This is a genomic window from Bacteroidales bacterium (assembly GCA_014860575.1).
Lineage (GTDB): Bacteria > Bacteroidota > Bacteroidia > Bacteroidales > JAAYJT01 > JAAYJT01.
Window position 1 is genome coordinate 110,243 of record JACZJK010000020.1, and the last position, 24,292, is coordinate 134,534.

Genomic DNA, 24,292 nt, shown 5'->3' on the forward strand with positions numbered 1-24,292 from the left:
CTATAAATTTTAGTTAAAATTTGGCCTGAATTTGAACAACAAAACGGTCGTTCTTTAATTCAGTTGGATCTTCGGTACGATAAATATAGTTGGCCTGCAGTCTTGTCCAATCATTCAGGTAATAATTAAAGCCAAAGGTCAGATTGGTCTCTTTATATTCCTGGGCATTGCCGGAGTCGAAAAAGTCGAATTTGAAAACCGGCTCAACGTCCCATTTTGTCTTATAGGCCAGTGCAGCCCAACCGCCACTTCTTTGATCACCCAGGTTGAGCAGTTCTCCACCGCAGCCACCGCCCAGATCGCGGTTATAATCGCCTTCATCCATCATATACTCGCCCATAAGTGTGAAATTTTTATAATTAGCCTTTATCTCTCCACCATAAGTGGTTCGCGAATCTTCATTGTTATTATATGAAGGGTATCCGTAACGAAAATTCCCACCAATCTGAACGAATTCTACCGGACGGAACAACACCCTTGCAACGATGTCTTTCTTTTTGTTCTTATCAAAAGTTTTCAAACCGCTGCCATTCATAATACCCAATTGATACTGGATTTTGGTTTTCTGATCACCACCCATAATTACCATCCCCATATCACGGAATGGTGCAACCATCTGCAATGAAGCAGTTGAACGGTAAATTGTGATCAAACCATTACATGGAGTATTGATTTCCAATCCCAAAGGAGTTTTGAATGAACCTACCGAAACACGCGCCCATTTAATGCGGTCATAGGTTATAAAAGCATCGAGCAAATATGGATTTGCTGAGATGAAGGGGCTGTATTCAACCACAAAATAGTAGGAAAAATCGTATGGGATCAAACCCTGAACCCCAATACGAGCTCTTTCGAAAGTGAAACTGTTTTTCGTTTCATCTTCGAACTTCATTTCATATTGTCCCTGCAGGAAACCAAATACCTGGACTCCCTCATCTGAAGGGGCATCGCCACAACCTTGGGCAGCAAGTTTTCCAGCTGCCAGTATGAGCAGCATGGAAAGTGTTAAAGCAATTTTTTTCATAGTCTTCAATGGTTTTGCTTAGTTACCGGTAACGTAAGGCAATTCTTTCGGATTGTCAGTTACACCCCATTGATTAGCCGTCCATACACTGCTTGAATGGTAGAGTTTATTCATGCCGAATACCATGCTGTAAGCATCGTATCCAATCACTCTTAAATACGATGTGATAGCAGCCGAAGTCTGACCAGTGTAGCAATAAGTTACAACTTTTTTAGAGGAATCGTTGTTGGTAACCTTTTCATTGTCTCCACCACCAACGAGCATTGGATTAATTCTGTAAGCTCCGTCAATATGGCCAAATCCCGTGAAATGAGCTTCCGAAAAATAATTATTAATGAAGAAACTATTGGGATTAGTCAGTACATCATCGGGAGTTACCGTTTTGAATCCCTCTGAAACTACCTGCGCTATTCTTGCCTGGAGAATTTCAGCTGGATCGGTACTGGTGGAGGTAAATGTAGGGCTTTCGAAAGTAAGATTGGTTGGGGCCGAATCTGTGGTCCAGTTTGCATTACCCACCGCAATGTCTCCGGTTTTACCATTCCAACCCTTAGCATTATTTGCAAAAACAGGATTCCATCCGCTCATTCCCCATTTAAGGGCTTTGGCAGTGTCATAACCAGATAACCTGAGTAATGTTCCGGCATAGGTAGCTGTTTGACCAGTATAGCAAACTACTACAATTGGTTTGGTTGCGTTAGCTGCTTCAATTAGGATGTCTGTAAAAGGAACATTCACTGCACCAGTAATATGCCCAAGAGCAAAGTCTTCGGTCGAGCGGATATCAATCAAATGGTAATCGCTCATGTTTCCATCGGCAGGAGCGCCAATTACAAACCCATCCAGCATTTTGTTAATGTCAAGTTGTTGGCTTACCAGGTAGTCTGTCAAAGCTTTTTGTGCATTGAATGGATCATCATCATCTTTCTTACATCCTGTGGATAGCAAAGCTGTGGCTAGCATCAAGGTCAAAAAATAAATCGCAAGTTTTTTCATTGTTATCAGAGTTTAATTGATTAATAATTATTTAGCGTCAATAAAGTCATTTTACTATTCGCCGCAGCCACCACCCCCGGCTGTTTTAGGTGTGTTATTGTCAATATTGGGATCCCAATTCAGGATTCCACCATGAAGGTTTTTCACATTGGTAAAACCAAGCTGTTGTAATGCAAAAGCAGACAATGCACCACGATAGCCCAGTTTACAGTACAAAATGATCTCAGCATCATTCTCTGGAGTATAGAGGAATTCTTCTTCCCAGAATTCATCATCACGAATTCTTATTTCAAGAGCTCCTCTTGGAATGTTCAATGCGCCCGGAATTGCACCATTCTTGTAATCGTTTGATTGACGCACATCAATCAGTAAAAAGTCCTCCCCGTTTTCAATCCTGGTTCTCAGTTCATCTGCTGAAATTTCAGCGATGTTGTTTTGTATGGAAGCTGCCAATTCTTCTCCATTTTCATAAATAGCACTGCACGAGGTAAAAGTAATAGCCACAAACAGCATCAAATAGTTTATAAAAGTTCTTTTCATAAATGCAAGGATTTTAATAAGCGGTAAACTTTCCTGTTTTCTCGTTCCATTTTACGAACCAATACCAAAGCAGTATAATTCCGATGACAAGTGCTACAGCTCCGGGATAACCAATATAATCGGGCAGGAATGACCTGTATCGAAGTTCCTGTGGAAAAAGGTCGTTTACTGTAGGTACTATATAGCGGTTTGATAGCGGAGAAAGCAGAACAAATCCTAATGCTGCAAGCCATAATTTCACCTGGCCTTCGCCGACTCTCCATAAAGTACCAACTGCACAGCCCCCGGCAACAGTCATTCCCAGGCCAAAAATGAAACCTCCCAATAATGCCCGGCCCCAGAAATGTGGAAACACCCACGCCATTTCGCGGGCACGCAATTCTGCACCGCTGATTCCGATGCCAAAATATTTGATGGCGGTAAAACCAATCAAGGTGATGATCAATCCGGCCATAACTCCAACCGATCCATCTGATTCCCCTGTCATGAAAGGATCTCTGAATGCTTTTACGATACAAAAGCGTGAGCGTTGGCAGATCAACCCCATAAATAAACCAATAATTACGAACCAGGTCATTATCGGATTAAATGATGAGTACCACCATGCTAGTAGTAATACTGCAGCAAATAATATCCAGCCTATGTAAACCTGCCAGGAACCTTTACCGGGTTTTACGGCAAATAAAGTATAGCTTTTTCCGGAACTGAACTGCGGGTAATGTTCCATTTCCCACATGAGGTACTTTAGTGCAAGAATAACTCCAACAAAGAGACCGATGGTAAAGATCAGGGCTCCACCAGATAGCGCAGGTACACCGCTGAAGAAAGATCCTATAGTACAACCCAGGCCAATGGTGGCTCCTAATGCCATAAGCCCACCGCCAATGAATCCTTTTACCATTTCTCCTTTTGGTGGAATTCTAAAAGCAAACTCTTTTGAGAATAAGGCTCCGAGAAATGAACCTAATACAAGCATGATACAAAGCATTCCGAATAAACTGGTCCCGGTTGAAGCTGCTTCTGAATAAGCAGAAAATCCCAATACCTTATAAATATTTTCTCCCCAATTATTGATTCCACCACTTGCGCCCCAGGGACTGTGAACTGAAAATAGTATAATGTTAAGTAGTCCAAGGGTAATTCCGCCAACCCATACTGGCCAATGTTTTGAAAAAAATGTGCCGAAAAGCTGGCCAAAAATGCCCGTTTCTTTTGACGTATCAGACATTTTGCCTCCTAATTCTTTTTAATTAAATATCTGAATACTCCTCCATCCAGCATTTCTTCTTGCAGCATGATGTTGCCTGATTTCTCACACCATTTTGGCAAATCGGATTTGGTTCCTGGGTCAGTTCCTAACATTTCAAGGACCTGACCTGACTTTAATTCCTTCATGGTCTTTGCAAGTTTCATCATAGGCATAGGGCAGCTAAGTCCCTTGCAGTCCAGTGTTAGATCAAATTTTGTTTCCATATTTTCAATAAGTTTTATTGTTAATGAATTAACAATACAAAAGTCATTAGTTAATTCCATATAACAATATCAGAATAATTGTTTTAACACCATAGAAATGAATGATCTAACACAAAAATAAAGTTGATCTACATCAATTATGAAAATGATTGAACTCAAACCCATTTTTCTTTAAGCATGTTATTAGCTCAGAAATTACTACTTTTACCATCTCATTTGATAGTGTCAAAATGATGAAATAGCGATTAATTATAAATAACTAAGGAAGATGACTGAGCCCCTTTTTATGAATAGTTGTACTATTGCCAGTCGTAGTTGTTTATGTTTTGAAAAGCTTACATCAGATGAAATAGAATTGATTGAAAAGAACAAAGTAGAGCTTTCCTACAAAAAAAATGAAATTATTTGTAAGCAGGGTTCTCTATCCCCTCATGTTATTTTCCTGAAGCAAGGACTCGTAAAAGCGTATATTGAAGGTTGCAATGACATTCTTGTCCTTAAGATCATTTCCGGGGGAAAATTTGTGGCTCTTTCTTCAGTGATGGACGGAAACAACATATTTATCTACTCAGCCCAAACCTATGTTGATAGTACGGTTCAATTAATTGATATCAACATTTTTAAAAGAATTATGCGTACAAATGCTGAGTTTGCAAACGAGGTATTTAACGTTCAGAGCGCTCATGCTGCTCAAATTTACGGGCGTTTTTATTGTTTGACTCAAAAACAGTCTTATGGTAGATTGGCTGATATTTTGCTATGCTTATCGGATAATGTTTTTGGGAAAAATGCTTTTGAACTCAATCTAAGTCGGAGGGAAATAGCCGAACTTTCGGGTATGACTGAAGAAAGTGCTGTGCGAATCCTCAAAAAGTTTAAAGAGAATAAGCTGATAGCAACAGTTGGTAAAACAATAGAAATTCTTGACTACGAAAGACTTCAACAAATCAGCATCAAAGGCTGATCAGATTCGCCTAGTTGAAAAAAATCCGGTTTAGGCTGAAGAAATTTTATCAGGTTTTAGGTTTACTAAACACTATTCCGTTCTGCTTGTTATAGTTCAGAACATTTATTACAAGTTGTATGAGCGAGAAAATCCAATCAATCGGTACCTTATGGAAAAAAGAAAAACTGGCATCTCTTGAGTGGGAAGTGAGTTTCGCCGAATTATTGCTCGAGGACAAAGACCCTCTTCCAGGTTACTATGATCATTTTGAAATCCCTTCGCAGGAAAAGGACTTGCTCCCGCGCTGGATTTTTGCCATGTTGCGCAACAATTTATTAAGCGATCAGGATAATATTATCCGGATCACAATGGAGGTTAGAGAACACTTTAATCAACACTTTGATACAGTTCCTGGTAAGCTTACTCTATCTAATGAGGTGGCACCTTGCCTGCGCATACAAATAGACGACTATAGCCACCTGCCTGAATTACTGAGGCTTTATACCAAATTTGGATTGGAGTTTGTTCCACATCGCAAAGTGTTGACTTACGATAGCCTTATCAAGATCACCAAATTTTTTGATCTCACAAAAATTGATGATAACATTTATCAGGATGATGACCTTTCAGATACCTATTATGTCGTCATCCCGAAAGGTATTGGCTGGGATACATTTGAGAAGATTTCAGAATCGGTTAAAAATAATTCCGACCACAAAGTGTATGATGCTGCACTTGCTTCAGCGTACCACAAAAGTGGAGTGGTTGACATGGTAAGAATTTACGATAAAAAAACCAACCTCGACATTCTGAATCATACCCGAAACAAATACCGCAAGGAAGTTGAGCGTATGGCTTGATAGCAACTTGTTAATCAGGCTTTTCAAAAATACTGACTATGATCACCAAAGAGGAATTCTACGACTTATCGTTGATGGAAAGGGCTGCAGCAGTGTTGGAACACGGTAAGGAACTCATCAGCCGGATTTATATTTACTATGTGGTAAAGCTTTACTGCATGGGTGATTTTTATGTAGAACTATGGTACCAGCAGAACGGTAAAAAAATTGATAAGCTTGAAATAGTTGACCTCAAAGATGTGATCCACCATTACGAAAAGGAAATTGATCTTGGTGATGTGTATAAGTGTGGTGGTCACTAGTGAAACGTTGAAATTATATACTTTTGGCGTTCATAAAAACCAATGATGAACGATCCCAGAAGTCTTCAAATTCAGGAATATGATTATGATCTTCCGCTTGAACAGATAGCACAATATCCGCTTGAAACAAGGGATTCCTCACGCTTACTGATCTGCAATAAGAACTCCATCTCCGAATCATCATTTCTTGACTTACCTTCACTATTACCAAAAAACACACTACTCGTATTTAATAATACACGGGTCATCAGGGCACGTTTTGAGTTTCATAAAACCTCCGGGGCGCGTATTGAAATATTTTGCCTCGAACCAAGCGCTCCTACCATTGATTTGCAGCAAGCTTTCGCAGCTATCAGTGAAAGTCACTGGAAATGCTATGTTGGCAACCTGAAAAAATGGAAGGAAGATATTTTACAGCTCGAAGTGCCTACGCCAGCAAAACCTTTAAAAATATGGGCAAAAAAAACTGCTTCCGAAAAAGATACTGTGAATGTGCAATTCACCTGGAATGATCCTTCCATGTCTTTTTCTGAGGTAATGGAAGCTGCCGGCCATATTCCACTTCCACCTTATATTAACAGGGCTGATGAAGATGTAGACGCATTGCGCTATCAGACCATTTTCGCGCGCGAACAAGGTTCCGTGGCTGCACCAACTGCCGGGCTACATTTCACAGAAAACATAATGAAATCGTTAAAAGCAAATAAAGTTTCATTTGAATGGGTGACGCTGCATGTAGGTGCTGGTACGTTCAAACCGGTGAGTGCTCTAAACATTGGTGGCCACGAAATGCATCATGAACATTATGCTGTTAACCGTGATTTGATTTTGCAACTGATCAGGCACCAGAACAATCCTGTAATTCCTGTTGGTACAACTTCAATGCGAACACTTGAAAGCCTTTATTGGCTCGGAGCCAGGATAAGCAGGCAAAGTGCGCAGACCCGTCTCGTTACAGAACAATGGGAACCTTATGATGGGACTGATCACAACTGCAGCGTTGAAATTGCACTCAAAGCACTGCTCAATTTTATGGACGAATCAGTCACCAATATTTTGCAGGCATCAACAGGATTGCTGATCGCACCGGGTTATCAATTCAGAATCTGTAAGGGTCTGATCACAAATTTTCATTTACCAAAAAGCACCCTGCTGCTGCTGGTGGCAGCATTGATTGGACCGGAATGGAAGAATGCTTATCAATTCGCATTACAACAAGGATTCAGGTTTTTAAGCTACGGCGACAGTTGCATATTTATTCCATGATCCAAATGAAAACATCTATTTGCTTTATAACAGGCGATCAGGGTGTTGGCAAAACTACTTTTGTCAAAAAGCTTGCAGCCCTTTTGATCACATCAGGATATGAATGTGGAGGATTCTATGCTGAAGGATACTGGAAGAATGGAATCCGGGATGGCTTTGATATAGTTGAGATAAACGGATTGAAAAGAGAACGCCTTTGCAATACGGTTTCAGAAGTAAATGATGAGCAGTTCCATCGTTTCTTCTTTAAACAAAAAGGCATGGAGCTTGGCTATCAAATCCTTAAAACTTCCGAAGGTAAACAAGCTATAGTGTTTATTGACGAAGTTGGAGGGTTTGAACTCAATGGTAAAGGTTGGGCCGAAGCAATTTTCCGGTTATTACACAACCCACCTTCTATCATGATCTTGGCTGTAAGAACAAGTTTTGAGCAGGCAGTTACTGAGAAATTCGAAGCCGATCCGATCAATTGCTGGGATGTGAACCAAGTAAGCCCTGAACTGGCATTTCAACAATTATTAAGCACGCTGAACAAGACTTAAGATCAAAGACCCAAGTTCCAAATCCCAAGACCCAAATTCCAAAATTTCAAATTCAAAAAAGCTGTCGTTTGTTGATTTACGAATCTTAAATCTTGAATTTTGAATTAATAATTACATTACTCCATTACTCCAACTCCAACCAATTAACCAGTTAACACTCCATCACTCCTTTACTCCATGCTTTCCTTACCCCACGCAAAACCACTAATTTTTTAGAGAGACCGGCTGAGTGTTAAAAAAATGTTATTTTTACCAATTCTAAATTAATACAACATTACTCAATATGAGCTATACTGAACAAGACATTTTAAAGGCGCTAAGTCATGTGGAAGATCCTGATTTGAAGAAGGACCTGGTTACCTTGAAAATGATTGAGGACATCGTAATCGAAGACAAGAAAGTAGCTTTTAAACTCGTGCTTACAACTCCGGCCTGCCCAATGAAACATCGCATGCAACGCGACTGTGTGGATGCCATTCACGAATATATTGATCCGGAGGCCGAAGTAGATGTTGAGTTAACCTCACGGGTTACAAGTCGCAGAAACAAGGCCGATGAAATGCTGAAAGGTGTTAAGAACATTATTGCAGTAGCATCAGGCAAAGGTGGGGTAGGTAAATCTACCATTGCCGTGAACCTGGCTGTAGCCCTGGCAAAAAGCGGATCGAAAGTAGGCCTTGTTGATGCTGATATTTACGGCCCGTCTATCCCGCTGATGTTTGATTTAGTGAATGTGAAGCCTGTGGCTATGGAGGTTGATGGCAAGTCGAAAGTAATACCGCTCAACAAATATGGAATTTCATTGTTGTCAATCGGTTTTTTTGTCGAGTCAGAAAAAGCTCTGATTTGGCGTGGCCCTATGGCTTCAAGTGCTTTAACCCAGCTTTTTACCGAAGCCGACTGGGGAAATCTGGATTATATGATCATTGACCTGCCTCCGGGTACCGGCGATATTCACCTGACCCTTGTTCAACAATTGCCTGTTACCGGCGCTGTTATCGTTACAACACCACAGGAAATCGCCCTGGCCGATGCCCGTAAAGCAATTGGCATGTTCCAGCAGGAAAATATACACGTTCCCATTTTAGGGCTCGTTGAGAACATGGCGTGGTTCACACCCGCTGAACTGCCTGATAACAAGTATTTCATTTTTGGTAAGGATGGCGGAGCAAAACTGGCCAGAGAACTTGGTGTACCACTGCTTGGCTCAATTCCGTTGGTGCAGGGTGTCAGGGAATCTGGTGATTTCGGCAGTCCAATCGTTCTTGATGAAAGTTCTTCTGCATCAAAAGCATTCATGGCAATGGCTGAGGCGACCGCCCAGCAGATCGCTATCCGTAATGCAACCTTGCCTCCAACTAAGCTGGTTCAAATGAATCGTTAGAACAAACCTCTCGGGTTCAAAACTCTTGGCTTACAGAATATTGGAACTATTTAATAAACAGAAAACAACTAAAACAACAGTTATTATGAACACAAATGTGGATCTGATTAACAAGGTGCAAAATGTAATTGAACAGGTAAGGCCTTATCTTCAGGCGGATGGTGGTGATATTCATTTTGTGGAATTAACTTCCGACAATATCGTAAAGGTTGAGCTTCAGGGCGCTTGTGGTTCATGCCCTTACAGCCGTATGACCCTTAAGAGTGGCGTTGAAGAAGCCATGAAACGTTCAGTTCCGGAGATTAAAGCTGTCGAAGAAGCCTGATCCCCTTATCTGACTGAAGGCTAGGTTTGGCCAAAATGTAAATTCAGCTTTTAGCCAGGTATTTAGCTGCAATAGGCATGCGTCTTCCAAAACCAAAAGCTTTGGGCGAAACCCTTAGTATGGGTGGTGCCTGATGCCTTTTCCATTCGCTGCTATTTACAAGGTTCAACACCTTGCCTACCACATTTGGTTCGAACCCGGATTGAATAATTTCCTCCGGGCCTTTGAATTCTTCGATATAGGCAAACAGAATTTTATCCAGCAATTCATACGGTGGCAATGAATCCGAATCTTTCTGATCGGGGCGTAATTCTGCTGACGGGGGTTTGTTTATAATATTTACTGGAATTATTTCTTCATGCCGGTTGATGAAGCGGGCAAGTTCATACACCTCTGTTTTATACACATCGCCCAACACTGAAATTCCCCCGCACATATCGCCGTAAAGGGTTCCGTAACCAACGGCTGCTTCACTTTTGTTGGAGGTGTTCAAGAGAATATACCCAAACTTATTGGCGAAAGCCATCAATAAAACTGCCCTGATTCGTGCCTGGATGTTTTCTTCGGCAACATCGAATGGTTTGGCCTTGAAAAATGGCTTCAGATCAGTTAACAGCATTTGAAAAGTATTCTCAATCTGTATTAATTCGTATGGCGTTTGAAGCTTGTGTGCAAGAGCAACCGCATCATTCACTGAATGATCGGATGAGAAACCCGATGGCATCAGCAACGACATTACATTCTCTTTTCCCAGCGCCCTGGCAGCCAGCACAAGTACGAGCGCTGAATCAATGCCACCTGAAAGCCCAATGATAGCTTTTGTTAACCCCAATTTTGCGAAATAATCACGGATGCCCAGGATAAGGGCATCATGGATCAATTCCATTTTTTCACGTTTTGGAATTGTGAACTCTTCATCTGAACCTGAAGGATCTTTGGTATCAAAAACACGGAAGTCTTCTGAGAAATATGCAAGTTGACCAACTTTTTCACCCTTTTGGTCAATGGCCATCGAACCACCGTCAAAAATCAACTCGGTTTGGGCGCCTACCTGGTTCACATAATATACCGGAAGCTTGTATTTAAGTGCATTGCGCTTCAGCGTTTCTGTGCGATCCACTGCCTGGTTATAATGGAATGGTGAAGCTGCTATGTTAATTACAATTTCCGGTTGCATAGAAATGAGTTCTTCCATCGGCGATCTCACGTATAAGGGATAATCGCTGACGTTCCATAAATCTTCACAGATCGTAAGTGCCATTTTCCCGAATGGAAGGTTCACAATATTGAAAACCCGGTTGGGTTCGAAGTAGCGGTATTCGTCGAACACATCGTAAGTAGGCAATAAGGTTTTGTGAACCTGGGCAAAGATTTTGCCATTGAAAAGCACTGCGGCGGTGTTAAGCAGGTTTTTTCCTTTGCTGTCAGTATTTCGCTCAGGATAGCCTACGATAGCTGCAATTCCCTGGCAAACCTGCGCTATTTCAAGAACAGCAAGCCTGCATTTTTCAATGAAATCGTCAAAGCCGAGAAAATCCTGGGGGGGATAACCAGCAACCGAGAGTTCAGAAAACACGATAAGATGCGCACCAAGTAGCCTGGCCTTCTCAATATGAACCTTTATTTTGTTGATGTTGTAATCAAAATCGCCAATCCTGAAGTTGAGCTGAGCCAGTGCTATTTTCATCCCATAGGAGGTATTGTGTAATTGATTCTAACCTGTTTTATCAATAAATCTTCGCGTCAAACCTCTTAGGCCTCAAGAATAAGTCACTTAATTGAAAAAGAGATAATGATGTTTGTTGCAATCAACGTTCTCTTATTCTTTTTTAAATCAAATCTTAGCGTCGTTGCGTCTTGGTGGTGTGAATTATTCAGGCTAAAACAATAATCCGATGTTTAGCTCAATAAAATTTGCAAATGCTTTGTGGCTCACACTGCTATCAACAAGATTCGATCCCTTGAGAATATCCGAGAATCCATTGTTAAGCGCAAGTCCGCCGATGGCTTTTAATGATGGGCCAAGTGGATATTCAACACCAAGCCCGAAAAGAAGTGCGGTTCTGAACAACCTGATTTCTTCTGATATTTTTTCTTTATCGAATTCTGAAGTTCCACCCGAATATGTGAATACATCGGTGCCTCTGGCATCAAGCAGCACACCAAGGCCCAGACCAATTTGTCCGTAGAAAATCGGTCCGCCCCGGTCGGTCGTGCGCAATTTCAGCATCATGGGCAACTCCAGGTATTTAAGATTATATTTTCTTGCGAGGCTGCCATCGCCTAAACCTTGAATCTGATGAGGGTATTTTAATTTCCCGCCATTAAAAAGAATATTAAAGCCCGTTGCAAAACTATAATTCTCAGCTGCCGGAAATTCAGCAATAAAACCCCATGAAAAGCCAACCGTAGCGCCATCGTTTTCATAACTTGCTTCATCTCCCCTGATCCAGCCAACATTTGGTGCCATCCTGAACCCAAAAACCGGCTTAAGTTCACGGGTTTGATTAGTAGTGTTCTGCGACTGCACTTGCTGCAGGTTTGTGAATGAGACGATAAAAAGGATTAATGCTATTGGTTTCATGGATGTGTTCATACTTTTTGAGTTTAAATGTGGTTCCGGCGTTAAAAGTACAAATATATTCCATGTTTTGGCAAGATGCTTGCTAAGAATAACAATCTTCAGAAAAAATCGTTATTAAGCCGGAATTGTCATAAAGCTTGCTTTTAGTAAATATTAATATTTGTATATTGCGTCGCTTTTTTTCACATAATTACTTCAATATGAAAAAAATTGCTGTTCTTATCATCGCACTGTTATCTGTAAGCTTGCTCAATGCACAATCATTCTTCAGCCTTGGCCCCAAAGTCGGGTTCACAACAACCACGCTTACAACTGATAAATATCAAATTAAGGAAGCATTTGCAGCCAATATACATGGCGGGATATTTTTACGGCTGGGCAACAAAGTATTCATTCAGCCTGAAGCTAATTTTACAACAAAGGGTGGTATTTTCAGCCAGAATGATTTCTTTCATACCAGGGAAATTGAATTGTCAACAGTTGAGATACCTTTTTTAATTGGCTCTAAGGTGCTTGACCTGAAAGCTGCAAATCTCAGAATTATGATTGGCCCTTCCATGTCCTTTATTTTAGATAAGGATATTGTTATGCGCGATAGTTTTGAACGCCTCGATCCTGAGAAAATCAAAGATGCCATGTGGGGCATACAAAGTGGCATTGGGCTGGATGTACTCATGGTTACCCTCGATGTGCGATATGAAATTGGACTTAGCAATATTTCAGCTATTGAGGGTATTGAGTTGAGAAACTCATTGTTCAATGTGAGCCTTGGCTGGAAAATATTCTAAACAGCACCCCCTGTTTTTGCATGAACTTTAATTTTGATCGTTACCGTGAAATGAGGCACTCCAATTATATTAGTCTGCTTTTTGCTATCCTTTTCATTGCTATTTTATTCGGTTCTACTGCTTGTTCCCGCAAAGGAAAAGTCAATAAAGAAGCAATAAAAGTTGAAATGCTCGAAGTAACAATAAATCGCTACGAAAAAGCTCTGTTTTCAATTGATACCAATAATACCGGGGCCGAACTCATACGGCTTCAGCCTTCTTTTCTTCCTTTTCTTAATGCCGATCTTTCAGATGCTGATGCGATACTTCAGATACAAGAGTTTGTTACGGATACCGCTATCAGGCAAATCTATGCGGAAACGATGAGCGCCTTCCCTGAGCTTGGGTTTCTGGAAGATGATCTGACACTGGCATTTAAGCATATCCGCTATTATTTCCCTGAGTGGCAACCTCCAATGGTGTATTCTTATGTTTCCGGTTTGTTCTATGAAATGCCCGTGAAGTATACCGGCACAGAATTGATTATTGCTATTGATATGTATTTGGGAGAATCGTATGAGATGTACCGTATGGTTGGCATCCCGCAATACAAAATCAGGCAGATGCAAATAGATTATCTGCTGGCCGATTGTATTGAAATGATCATCCGTAATGTTTTTATAAAACCGGCATTTTCCGAAAACATGCTTGACAAAATGATCGATGAAGGTAAGATCCTTTATTTCCTTGATACTTTTTTGCCCTGGATTGCCGACGAATACAAGATGGGCTACACAGTTGAAGATATTAAGTGGTGCAAAAAAAATGAAAGCAATATGTGGGCTTATTTTATAGAAAACGAGTTGCTATTTTCATCCGATCCTCTTGTAATTAACCGCTTTATTAACGATGGACCTTTCACCACAGCGTTTCATAATGATTCACCCGCCCGGGCAGCATTATGGGTTGGATGGCAGATAGTAAAGGCCTATGCGGATAACAGCCCAGACGATGTCCACAGCAAGCTTTTATCAGCGCCTGATTCCAGGGAAATTTTAAAGGCCTCAGGCTATAAACCCAGCCGCTTTGTGTTCTGATCTTTAATTCTCTAAAAAGCTGGTTGCTACGAGGATTATTTCCCCATCTTGAGGTTTTATTTCTATATTTACAAACTTTCAGGAGGTAAAATGATGTTTCGATGGTAATATTGGTTCGTTGTCTGGCGTTGGTTAATAACTTAAACTTCCTGCAATTAGGACCTTGCATGATTATTCTGGCATGGTATTTAATGCCAATGTCATTCCATATACATATCCAGTATTAATCAAGGGGGTTTTAATAATTAACAAAACAAAAGAAAAATGAAAAAGTTCCTAATTTTATCACTAGCTGTGCTACCACTGTTTTTTAGTTGCGAAAACAAAAAACAAACGGCACACATTCAAAGCTTGCAGGCTGACAGCTTGCGCCTTACTCAGTTAGCTCAGGAAAAAGAAACAGCTATCAATGCCCTTTTTCAAACACTCAATGAAATTGAAGAAAATCTTGCAACAGTCAGAGCAAAGGAGTCATTGATTGCTGATCAAACCGGCGATTCACAGGAAATGAAAGCCGATGTAAAAGACCGCATCAACCAAAGTATTGCTGAAATCAACCAGTTAATGGACAAAAACAAGGAACTTGTGAACCGCCTGAATGTGCAGGTGAAAAATTCCAGCCTGAAGGTTACGGATCTCAACAAAACTGTTGAACGGATGAATGAAACTGTTGCTACCAAGGAACAGGAAATTGCTCAGCTTAAAGATAACCTGGGCAGACTGAATATAGAGATTGAAAACCTGAACGTAAGGGTTGCTGATCTTGAGACTGAAAGTACGGGAAAAACAGCAATGATTGATCAAAAGATAGTTGACATGAATAAGGTATGGTACGTTGTGGGTGAGAGAAGCGAATTGGATGATAAAGGTATCATTGACCGCCAGGGTGGCTTTATGGGAATTGGAAAGACTACTATTCCGGCTGAGAACTTCATTAAAAATGAGTTTACAGAAGCTGATATGCGTCAAATTACTGAAATTATAACCAATGCCAGCAAGGTGGAAGTTGTAACTGCACATCCTGCCGGTAGCTACGAGTTAGTAGGTGAGAATCCTATCGAAAAGCTTGTCATCAAAGATCCGGAGCAATTCTGGAAAGCCTCAAAATATCTTGTAGTAAGCACCAGATGAGTGCGCAGATAATCTTGAACCCGGATCCAAACAGGTCCGGGTTTTTTATTTATGTGCAATCCGGTTATAGTAAATAATAACCAGACGATTAATTTTGCAGTTTTTTCAAACCTGGCCACTATGCTAAAAATAAACAATTTACTGCTGGTTGGAGGCAACTCCCGCCATATTGGTAAAACTACATTGCTATGTGAGATTATCAGTGCTGCTGCATCTGTTGAACCGGTTATCTCATTAAAAGTCACAAGCATTTATCAAAATAACGAAGGGTATCATGGCGAACATGAATTGCTCAGCGCAGGGTATTTTACGATTGATGAAGAGATGGGTAGCGGCCGACCCAAAGACACATTAAAAATGCTTGAAGCCGGGGCAACCCGATCGTTTTACATTCAGGTCAGGGATCATGCAGTAGAGGCGGCATGGAATGCATTCTTAAAGATGGTTCCGGCGGACCACTTGATTGTTTGCGAATCAAGAAGTTTACGGCGCTTTATTGAACCAGGGCTTTTCATTTATCTAAAAAGTAGCAGGGGGCAAAAGGAAAAACCTTACAGCTTATGGCTCGAAAAACTCGCTGATAAGGTACTATATGACCCTCAACCACAGGATATTTCGTCCTTGGTTTCTGAAATTTCGTTAGCGCAAAAACAATGGATTATTTCCTGATAACACATCTGGTTTATTCAATTACTTTTGCAGCGAAATTTTTAACTCCCTGTCATGCTTAAAAGTGCAAAAGCCCTTTTCAATTCCAATTCATTTCAGCATTGGTTCGCACAATCCTTCCACCCGAAAATTTTCACAACCCTGAAGGATTATAAGCTCAGCACTTTCTTATCCGACCTGGGAGCCGGAGTAATTGTTGGCGTGGTAGCGCTCCCTTTGGCCATTGCCTTTGGTATTGCATCCGGCGTATCACCTGAACGAGGTTTGATCACCGCCATCATTGCCGGGTTCCTCATTTCATTTCTTGGCGGAAGCAAGGTCCAGATTGGTGGCCCTACCGGAGCATTTATTGTGATTGTGTATGGCATCGTTGAACAGTTTGGTGTTGAGGGCCTGATCATTGCTACAATCATGGCCGGTGTAATGCTGGTTGCCATGGGATTATTGAAGCTCGGAACCATCATCAAATTTATGCCTTATCCAATCGTGGTTGGGTTTACCAGTGGAATTGCCGTTGTCATATTCTCTTCGCAGATCAAGGATTTCTTTGGTATGATTGCCGAAGGCAACGTACCGGCTGGCTTTGTTGAAAAATGGATTTATTATTTTCAGAACCTCAACCAGGTAAACCTGTATGCCCTGGGAATTGCATTGTTCACGCTGGCAGTTGCATTGCTCTGGCCTAAAATCAACAAGAAAGTTCCCGGTACCCTGATTGCTCTTGTTCTTACTACGCTTGCAGTAACGCTTTTCAATCTTCCGGTTGAAACCATTGGTAGCAGGTTTGGAGAAATACGGGCTACTATTCCGGCGCCACATATCCCTGCCATTGATTATTCCACTTTCCGGATGCTCTTTGTTCCGGCATTTACAATTGCAATGCTGGGAGCCATTGAATCGCTGCTGTCGGCCATGGTGGCTGATGGAGCTATCGGGGGACGGCACCGTTCAAACACCGAACTTGTAGCCCAGGGAATTGCGAATATTGTTACACCGCTATTTGGTGGAATTCCTGCCACCGGCGCCATTGCCCGCACCATGACAAACATCCGCAATGGAGGGAAAACACCGGTTGCGGGTATTATTCATGCAGTTGTTTTGTTGTTGATCCTTTTATTTTTTGGCAAATGGGCCAAACTCATCCCTATGAGTTGCCTTGCCGGAATTCTTGTGATCGTAGCCTATAACATGAGCGAATGGCGCTCCTTCAAAGGATTGCTGAAGAACAACAAGAGTGAAGTTGCGGTATTGCTTACTACCTTCTTACTTACGGTGCTTATTGATCTTACCGTTGCCATACAATTTGGATTGCTGCTGGCAGTATTCCTGTTTTTACGAAGGGTGATAGAAACCACCGATGTCGAGGTTTTAAATGAAGAAGTGGAGGATGAGCGTTCGGAAAAATTCGACGAAGGCGAAATGCTTGAGATACCAAAAGGCGTTGAAGTTTTTGAGATACGCGGGCCCTTTTTCTTCGGGATTGCCAACAAATTTGAAGAAGCTGAAAAGCAGGTTAGCAAACTGCCCAAAATAAGGATCATCCGGCTGCGGCGAGTGCCTTTTATTGATACAACCGGAATCAACAATCTCCGGAGTTTTATTCAGAAGGCTCAGAACCAGGGAATCAGGATTATTTTATCCGGTGCGAACCCAAAGGTTTATGAAACTTTGGTGAAGAACAACATTCACCACCTGGTAGGAGAGGAGCAGATTTGTGCAGATATTTTTGCTTCACTTGAGCAGGCAAAAAAACTTAAATGTATCAAAGGGAATCCTGTCATTTCCAAAAGCACTAACCACTAATTGTCAAAACGAGTATTTCAGTGATGCGAACCACGACGATCCGGCTTCTTCAAAGATGGAATCATTTCCACCAATGAAAATCTGAGCGACAAAACCCAAATCAAGGTTGGTTACAACGGAGTAGCTTATACTGGGCATTATAAATCCAGCTTCAATATCCGGTAAAGCCATGATGGCCAGTCTGCCCTGTACAATGGTTGACAACGGATGCTGGGCGCTTAATGTGACAGCAAATTCGGAAAACATGAGGTTATCTGCCTGAAGTGGTTGCGTGATAAGCATGATTTTATCCGGTGTGCGTTTGTAACCTCCGTTATAAAGAAATTCAAGCACCACAAAAGTTCCGCTACCAAACATGTAATCAACGCCGCTGGCAGCAACGAGGTTTCCGCGTTTAACACCTGCTCGCCGTTTGAGGTCGTAAAACCAGGTAGCTTCACCTTTGAAGCCGGCTCCGCCGATGTGGCCGGCCCAGCCGGCGCCCAAAGCAAGACGGTTGTTGTAATATCCGGCCAGGGTTTGAAAATCATAATTCCAGCGGTTGAGATTAATCATTATTGCTGCCACCATCTCTTCTTTTTTCCTGCCAGGACTTATGGCGAGTTGCGCCTTCGACATATCCCCAAAATAATGCTGCAACCTCAACGCATCTGTTCCAGGACGTTCTGCATAATCAAAATCAAAAAATGAATAAGTGTTGAAGAGGTCGTTGGGGTTCGAAACCATGTTCACGCCCCAGTTGATGCGCTGCCGGCCAACACGCATTTGCCAGTTGCTTTGTTGCCAGTCAACATACAGGCGGTCAACCATGGAGTGGGCAATCCAGGAACCTTCATGCAGCCATGCAGAAGACATATCGAAATAGCTTGCGTCCATTTCAAGAAGATCCTTGAATATCAGGTTATTCTGAAACATTTTGCTGTAATAAACCATGTTGCGCCCTTCGGCAGCGAAATGGAGATCCTTTGTAATGTTCCATCTGAAGTTCAGGCGGTTCTGAAAAATATTCATGAATGAAGGATCAGTAAAACCTTTTCCAAATTGCAGCGCCGGCATTTCCTTCACATAACCACGAAATATTAACGGCGGATTCTCCCCCGAACCAAAAGTCTGCGCAGAAGTTATTGTAACTATAGCGAAAAACGCAAGCAAAACTGCTGTATTTTTTATGACTACTGTATTCTCCATAATTCTCATCTGAATAATATCATTTCTTATCATACTTCAGAAGTACAGTGTAAGAAGTGATCTCTTAGTCTCCCCACCTCTCCCTTTCTCCCTTTCTCCTTCTCCTCCGCCTTCTCCTCATCCTCAACCTTTCCTCTATCTCTCAAAATACTCATCCCGTGCCACGGCGCCATCCACCAGCGTTATCACCCTTCGTGCGCGATCAATCACACGTTGGTCGTGGGTGGAGAAAATGAGTGTTACTTTTTCTTCTTTGTTGAGTCTGGCCATGATATCGAGCAAGTTGAATGCCGATTCGGTATCCAGGTTGGCCGTAGGTTCATCGGCGAGGATAAATTTTGGCTTCGAAGCCAACGCCCTTGCAACCGCCACACGTTGTTGCTGCCCGCCCGAAAGTTTCGTGGGTCTCACATTCATCTTGTCTTCAAGCCCGACTTGTTTGAGCAGTTCAGTAGCCCTGGCTTCCATCTCAGCGGCGTTGGTTTTTTGCAGCAACATGATGAAAGAGACATTCTCCTTTGCGGTGAGAACCGGCAGCAGATTGTATGATTGAAACACAAAACCAATATTGTGCAGCCTGAAGTCAATAAGTTTTGAATCGGAAAGCGCCGTGATGTCTGTATCATTGATAACGATTTTGCCCTCGGTTGGCTTATCGAGTCCGCCAATCATATTAAGGAAGGTTGTTTTACCGCTGCCTGATGGGCCTACCACTGCCGTGAATTCGCCTTTCTCAAAAGCCAGGTCAACTTTGTTCAATGCTCTTACGGGCAAGGATTTATCGTTGTAGATTTTTGTTAGCTGCTCAGTTTGTATGATTTTCATGATCGTATAATTTTCTGATTGGATCTTATTCTTTTCTTATTGCTTCAGCGGGTTTCAGCCGTAATGCTTTCATAGCGGGGTAAATGGAAGTCAAAAATGCCGTGATGATCACCAACATTGTGAGCATCAGGAAAAAATCTGCATTGAGGGATGGGTAAATCTTTGATGGAAACCCGAAACTATGGAGTGAGTCGCCTCCAACCTTTGCCAGATTGATTCCTGTACGGCCAAAGAATTGCGTTGTTAAGAACCCAAACAACATGCCTCCCATAGCTCCCAGAAATGTAAGGAATGATGTTTCAAACATGATCATCCCAAATACTTTTTTGCGGTTCATACCTACAGCCATGAGCATGCCCAGTTCATGAACGCGTTCGAAAACAGACATCAGCATTGTGTTCACCAAACCAAAAGCAAGGGCAAAAAGTATGATCGCCAAAATGATCATCAACATGGACTCGGACATTTCCTGCATATAACTGAGTTCAGGGGAAATCTCTGCCCAGGTGCGTACACTTAATCCGGGGAATCGTTGACTGTAACTTTCGCTGAGGCCATTTACCGTTTCAAGGTCATGCGCAACAATTGCCAGTTCGTTGATGGTTTCATCATGCCCTATATAGCCTATGATGTCAGTTTGCAATACGTATATATTGCGTTCGTCCAACATAGTGTTGGCACTTTGAAAAATTCCTGCCACCCTGAATGATGCCGAAACCAGTTCTCCATCCTTGTTCTGAAACGTCAGCACCAGCCGTGAACGAATCTGCAATTTAGTTTTCTCAGCCAATTTTTTCCCGATAAGTACCGGATTCCTTCCGCTTTCAACGAAGTAAGTTCCTTCAAAAATATTTCGATCCAGTCCGGTTGTGTTGGCTTCGGCCAGCGGATCAATACCAATGATATTAATTCCACGTGTGAGTGTAGCGGTGGCAAGCATTCCGTTTACGATAGTGCGACCCGAAAAAGTTTTTATTTCAGGATCGGACGAAACGGCTGCCATTAGGGATTCCGATTCAGCGATACCATACTTCACGTTATTGTCTTTCAGGAATTCGGGATTGTGTATTTGCAGATGGGAAACATGTTGCTCAATACTGGTTTTGAAGCGCTGATCAAGCAGTCCGAACATAAGCGCGCTTACGCTAACGCCTGCCCACAGCCCCAAAGTAATCGCAATGATCATCACCATGCTTCGCTTGGGATTGCGCCAGATATTGCGCCATGATATTTTCAGCAATGTTTTCATTTTTTGTTTTATTTCCACGTTCGTATGCAGAATAAACCAGTGGCCTGGGATTTTTAATTATTGTTGTTTCACTTCCACGATATTGATCTTATACACCCGGTATATTGGGTACAATCCTACCAGGAATGCGAATGTCAGAACAATCATGGCCTGGTTCAGAAAAATATTCGGGTCAGAAGAAAAAGGCATCAAGGGTTCAAAACCATAATCCAGCATGGATTCAGCCATTTCGCCTTTCAACTTAATGGGGTTGAAATGGAAATAAGCCACAATTGGAATTGCAGCGATAATTCCCGCCAGCACACCGGTAAAAGAGATAAAAATTGATTCGAGAAAACATACCAGCGCCAGCCGCGACCGTTTCATGCCCAATGAAATAAGCATTGCAAACTCGCGCTGCCGCTCAATCATCATGGTAAGTATGGTTCCGAACAAGCCAAAGGTAATAACGATGTATAAGATCATCATCATGACTTTTGAGCCTGCTGTGTCGAATTCCATGAGCGCCAGCAGGTCTTTCAGCATTTGTTGCCACGTAAGCACGCTATACCATTCTGTGTCAATATTCTCACGAAGTTCAGCGGCAAGCTGTTCACTGGATCTTGGGTTCACCGGCATGATAATGAGAGAAGTAAGCCTGTTTTCGGCCATATAAAACCAGCGGGCGGTTTCAATGGTCATATAGATGGCGTTGTTATTCATTTCAGGGATTTTCATATCAACCAGACCTTTGATCCTGTATTTTCCAGCAGCTGTTGAACCCTGGAAGCCCTGGCCAAGAAGAACGAGTGTGTCGCCCACGTTCACCGCCAGGATTCCTGCAAGGCCTTCGGCCAGCAAAATATCACCATCATCACGGTTCAGAAATTCACCTGAAACTAAGTTGTCAGTAAGATCGTTAAGCCTGATCTCAAGTTCTGGATCAATTCCCATCACCATTGTTCCACGTGTCTGGGTTTCGGTGGCCGCCAGGGCAAAGTTCTGAATGCGGGGCACGGTGTAAGCAATATCGCTGCTGTATTCGTTAATTAAGTCTGTAAGCTGTTCGTCGAACAACAGACTGTTATCAATTGAAGGTTCTTCTTCATACATTACATCCTGGATCTGGATATAACCGGTACTGTACTTCACCATGCTGTCAATCATGCGTTCGTACGATCCTCTTTCCATGGAATCGAAAACGATGGCAAGCAGCACCGCGAACAGCACTGAGCTTATAGTGATCATGGAACGCTTGCGGTTCCGCCATAAATTGCGCCAGGCCAGGATGAAGAGAAGTTTCATGGTAAAAAGATTTTATTGATGCAATTACCTGACGTTTGTAAGGTTTTGAAGCGTAAAAAAGTTTTGAGAAAGATCAATCTGATAATCAGCTTTTGTGGTTGTAAGAATGGTTTTGTGGCCGGGTTTGCTTGCCGGAATGATTTCAAGAACCGCCGGTACATCCCTGCCGCCCATGGTTTTTATGTCCTTGAAATTGATGGTGCTGGCCAGTTCGCCAAATTCATCAAAATTCTCAACCTTCACCGGCAGCATGTATTTTTTTGAGATCCAATAAACCACTTTGTCATACACAATAGGAGCATCGGGTTTCGGGATCATCTCAATCACATAGCATTCATGCCCGTCCATAGTTTCTGTCCGGAGCAAGGTGTGGGTGTAATCGTCAATGGTAGAAACCCCGCGTACAAGGTCGTCGTTGGTCAGATCCGAACCCATCCAGGATTGCGACATCATGGAAGGCGGCATTTTTACCGTGCGGTCAATGCCGGGCACGTAGTTCCAGATTTCATTGGCTCTTTTCAGGAAAGCGGTGCCCTGGTCGCGGGCTGGCGCTGTAATGAGGATAAGTGCATAATCTTCGCCGAGGCTCCATGATTTCATTGAGATTTCGCGGGTAAAGCGTGGCCTCACCGAAGTCATTGTCATTTCAGCGTAGGAAGCTTCGCCCCGCATTTTATCTTCCATCTGGCGGATAATTTCTCGGGGATCTTGTGCTTTCAGGGTCAGGAAAGGTAGAATGATGATCGACAACAAAAAGACGGTTCTTACTATTTTGAGGATTTTCATAGTACAAGATATTATTTTCAACTTGCTCCGGTTCAAAAGCCTGGATGCAAAATTGATTGATTCTAGCAGGACAAAGATATAGTCGTTGATTGCATCAGCCAAACTTTCGGCTGTGAACTACGGAAATCAGCAGGTGAATAACGGAAAAGCAGGCCTGGATCAGACCCGTGGTGAAAAGTAGAATTCTAAATCTTGAGCACACATTGAAGACTCATTTTGCCCCTAAAGAGGATGTCTCAAAACCCCTGATTTTGCTGTTTTTTGTCATTCTTCTCCGCCGCGGCGGATCAGGATGACAAGATTCAAGCTGTTGAGATTTTTTGGTGAGGTTGCTAACTTTGAGCCATTTTAATTGGCATTGATAATTTTTCCCGATCCGGTGATCACCGAGCTAATGTCAGGATAATCCTTGTATTTCACCACTCCGCTGCCGCTGATGTTCACATCCAGCCGGTCAGAAACTCTTACTTCGCAGTTTCCTGAACCGCTCACTGTGATATTGGTACGTTCAGTATAAAACGGAAATGAGTAAATATTGCCCGATCCGCTGATTTCGATATTATGTTCATAAGCCTCGCCTTCGATCCAAATGCTTCCGGAACCCGAAACCCTGCTATTGGCCATCGCGGTGATCAAACCCACATCTATGGAGCCTGATCCGCTCAGGTTCAGGTCAATATCAGCAACATCCAGCATATTTGTTGAAATGATTTCACCGGAGCCACTTACCTTCAGCTTCGAGAAATCGGGAGCGGAGATAAACACTTCAATGTCGTCGTTCCTGACATTGAGGCAATGGTCGTTTTCGATGATGAGCGTACTTCCGTTCACATAAGTAAGTATTTCAGGAAGCAGGTTGTCGAATGTTTTCACTTCCACGCTAATATTATCAGCTTGCGTAATGGTTACGGTTGCAGGAACCCTGAGGTCAACCGATATAAAATCGGGGGTGTTGCGTGTTTCGGTGAAAACGGTTCCTTTGCCCCTTATGCAGTTGAAGTCGTCGGGATCGCAGGATGAAAATGTGAAACTGATGAGCCCTGTAATGACTAACATTAAAAAGACGTTGGGTGTAAGTTTTGTTTTCATAGCGAAGGTTTTATTTTACGGAATCAAGCAATTCCAATGCCAAAAACATTAGGTTTTATGTTTGACGAAATTATTAACAAAACGTTACTTTAAATTTCCTGGCATTGCGAAATTCTATCACTGCTTTAGTGTGAAAGTCAGCCTTTGCAGATGATGATGCGT

At 42.3% G+C, this 24,292-nt stretch carries 25 protein-coding genes; 12 read left to right on the forward strand and 13 right to left on the reverse strand.

Annotated features, from left to right (window positions below; translation table 11 throughout):
- Nucleotides 1–13: 13 nt before the first annotated feature.
- From IH597_05295 to IH597_05315, 5 genes are read right to left on the reverse strand one after another with little or no spacing between them, the layout of a single operon-like run.
- A complete protein-coding gene (locus IH597_05295) occupies nt 14–1,024 on the reverse strand; it encodes a hypothetical protein (protein ID MBE0661866.1) in 1,011 nt (336 codons plus the stop codon).
- A gap of 18 nt (nt 1,025–1,042) precedes the next feature.
- The gene (locus IH597_05300) at nt 1,043–2,020 is read right to left on the reverse strand and encodes a hypothetical protein (GenBank protein ID MBE0661867.1); all 978 of its coding nucleotides are present in this window, start codon (nt 2,018–2,020) and stop codon (nt 1,043–1,045) included.
- Nucleotides 2,021–2,074: 54 nt separating this feature from the next.
- Nucleotides 2,075–2,560: a hypothetical protein gene (locus tag IH597_05305; GenBank protein ID MBE0661868.1), complete on the reverse strand. Its 486-nt coding sequence runs from the start codon at nt 2,558–2,560 to the stop codon at nt 2,075–2,077.
- A gap of 13 nt (nt 2,561–2,573) precedes the next feature.
- A complete protein-coding gene (locus IH597_05310) occupies nt 2,574–3,788 on the reverse strand; it encodes a YeeE/YedE family protein (GenBank protein MBE0661869.1) in 1,215 nt (404 codons plus the stop codon).
- Nucleotides 3,789–3,796: 8 nt separating this feature from the next.
- Complete coding sequence (locus IH597_05315; GenBank protein MBE0661870.1) at nt 3,797–4,033, reverse strand: sulfurtransferase TusA family protein; 237 nt, start codon at nt 4,031–4,033, stop codon at nt 3,797–3,799.
- Nucleotides 4,034–4,301: 268 nt separating this feature from the next.
- Here IH597_05315 and IH597_05320 point away from each other — a divergent pair, with 268 nt between their 5' ends.
- The 7 genes from IH597_05320 to IH597_05350 all read left to right on the forward strand — a co-directional run bounded on the left by IH597_05320 (nt 4,302) and on the right by IH597_05350 (nt 9,658).
- On the forward strand, nt 4,302–4,997 hold the full coding sequence (locus IH597_05320; protein MBE0661871.1) for a Crp/Fnr family transcriptional regulator: 696 nt from the start codon (nt 4,302–4,304) through the stop codon (nt 4,995–4,997).
- Between the two features lie 119 nt (nt 4,998–5,116).
- Nucleotides 5,117–5,839 carry a hypothetical protein gene (locus IH597_05325; GenBank protein ID MBE0661872.1) on the forward strand — a complete coding sequence of 241 codons (723 nt, stop codon included), beginning with the start codon at nt 5,117–5,119 and terminating at the stop codon, nt 5,837–5,839.
- Nucleotides 5,840–5,877: 38 nt separating this feature from the next.
- Entirely contained in the window at nt 5,878–6,141 is a 264-nt protein-coding gene (locus IH597_05330) for a hypothetical protein (protein MBE0661873.1), read from the forward strand.
- Between the two features lie 42 nt (nt 6,142–6,183).
- On the forward strand, nt 6,184–7,407 hold the full coding sequence (locus IH597_05335) for an S-adenosylmethionine:tRNA ribosyltransferase-isomerase (protein ID MBE0661874.1): 1,224 nt from the start codon (nt 6,184–6,186) through the stop codon (nt 7,405–7,407).
- A 5-nt stretch (nt 7,408–7,412) separates the two neighbouring features.
- Nucleotides 7,413–7,949, forward strand: a complete 537-nt coding sequence (locus tag IH597_05340) for an AAA family ATPase (protein ID MBE0661875.1) — start codon at nt 7,413–7,415, stop codon at nt 7,947–7,949.
- 283 nt (nt 7,950–8,232) lie between these two features.
- Nucleotides 8,233–9,333 (forward strand): Mrp/NBP35 family ATP-binding protein, encoded by a 1,101-nt coding sequence (locus IH597_05345; GenBank protein ID MBE0661876.1) that lies wholly within the window; start codon nt 8,233–8,235, stop codon nt 9,331–9,333.
- An 85-nt stretch (nt 9,334–9,418) separates the two neighbouring features.
- Nucleotides 9,419–9,658 (forward strand): NifU family protein, encoded by a 240-nt coding sequence (locus IH597_05350; protein ID MBE0661877.1) that lies wholly within the window; start codon nt 9,419–9,421, stop codon nt 9,656–9,658.
- Nucleotides 9,659–9,701: 43 nt separating this feature from the next.
- Here the strand turns inward: IH597_05350 and IH597_05355 are convergent, their stop codons facing one another.
- Nucleotides 9,702–11,345 (reverse strand): NAD+ synthase, encoded by a 1,644-nt coding sequence (locus IH597_05355; protein MBE0661878.1) that lies wholly within the window; start codon nt 11,343–11,345, stop codon nt 9,702–9,704.
- Nucleotides 11,346–11,537: 192 nt separating this feature from the next.
- Nucleotides 11,538–12,254, reverse strand: a complete 717-nt coding sequence (locus IH597_05360) for a PorT family protein (protein ID MBE0661879.1) — start codon at nt 12,252–12,254, stop codon at nt 11,538–11,540.
- A 188-nt stretch (nt 12,255–12,442) separates the two neighbouring features.
- Here IH597_05360 and IH597_05365 point away from each other — a divergent pair, with 188 nt between their 5' ends.
- From IH597_05365 to IH597_05385, 5 genes are all read left to right on the forward strand, one after another.
- Nucleotides 12,443–13,030, forward strand: coding sequence for a PorT family protein (locus IH597_05365; protein ID MBE0661880.1), 588 nt, complete (start codon nt 12,443–12,445; stop codon nt 13,028–13,030).
- A 20-nt stretch (nt 13,031–13,050) separates the two neighbouring features.
- Entirely contained in the window at nt 13,051–14,106 is a 1,056-nt protein-coding gene (locus tag IH597_05370) for a hypothetical protein (GenBank protein ID MBE0661881.1), read from the forward strand.
- Between the two features lie 264 nt (nt 14,107–14,370).
- Nucleotides 14,371–15,237, forward strand: a complete 867-nt coding sequence (locus IH597_05375) for a hypothetical protein (protein MBE0661882.1) — start codon at nt 14,371–14,373, stop codon at nt 15,235–15,237.
- Between the two features lie 120 nt (nt 15,238–15,357).
- The gene (locus IH597_05380; GenBank protein MBE0661883.1) at nt 15,358–15,906 is read left to right on the forward strand and encodes a hypothetical protein; all 549 of its coding nucleotides are present in this window, start codon (nt 15,358–15,360) and stop codon (nt 15,904–15,906) included.
- A gap of 54 nt (nt 15,907–15,960) precedes the next feature.
- A complete protein-coding gene (locus IH597_05385) occupies nt 15,961–17,709 on the forward strand; it encodes an STAS domain-containing protein (GenBank protein ID MBE0661884.1) in 1,749 nt (582 codons plus the stop codon).
- 3 nt (nt 17,710–17,712) lie between these two features.
- Here IH597_05385 and IH597_05390 read toward each other — a convergent pair whose 3' ends face one another.
- The 6 genes from IH597_05390 to IH597_05415 all read right to left on the reverse strand — a co-directional run bounded on the left by IH597_05390 (nt 17,713) and on the right by IH597_05415 (nt 24,130).
- Nucleotides 17,713–18,897 carry a hypothetical protein gene (locus IH597_05390; GenBank protein MBE0661885.1) on the reverse strand — a complete coding sequence of 395 codons (1,185 nt, stop codon included), beginning with the start codon at nt 18,895–18,897 and terminating at the stop codon, nt 17,713–17,715.
- 135 nt (nt 18,898–19,032) lie between these two features.
- On the reverse strand, nt 19,033–19,722 hold the full coding sequence (locus IH597_05395; GenBank protein MBE0661886.1) for an ABC transporter ATP-binding protein: 690 nt from the start codon (nt 19,720–19,722) through the stop codon (nt 19,033–19,035).
- A gap of 25 nt (nt 19,723–19,747) precedes the next feature.
- Entirely contained in the window at nt 19,748–20,971 is a 1,224-nt protein-coding gene (locus IH597_05400; protein ID MBE0661887.1) for an ABC transporter permease, read from the reverse strand.
- A 57-nt stretch (nt 20,972–21,028) separates the two neighbouring features.
- Entirely contained in the window at nt 21,029–22,255 is a 1,227-nt protein-coding gene (locus tag IH597_05405; protein ID MBE0661888.1) for an ABC transporter permease, read from the reverse strand.
- A gap of 24 nt (nt 22,256–22,279) precedes the next feature.
- On the reverse strand, nt 22,280–23,041 hold the full coding sequence (locus tag IH597_05410; protein ID MBE0661889.1) for an outer membrane lipoprotein-sorting protein: 762 nt from the start codon (nt 23,039–23,041) through the stop codon (nt 22,280–22,282).
- A gap of 348 nt (nt 23,042–23,389) precedes the next feature.
- Nucleotides 23,390–24,130, reverse strand: a complete 741-nt coding sequence (locus tag IH597_05415; GenBank protein MBE0661890.1) for a DUF2807 domain-containing protein — start codon at nt 24,128–24,130, stop codon at nt 23,390–23,392.
- Nucleotides 24,131–24,292: the final 162 nt, after the last annotated feature.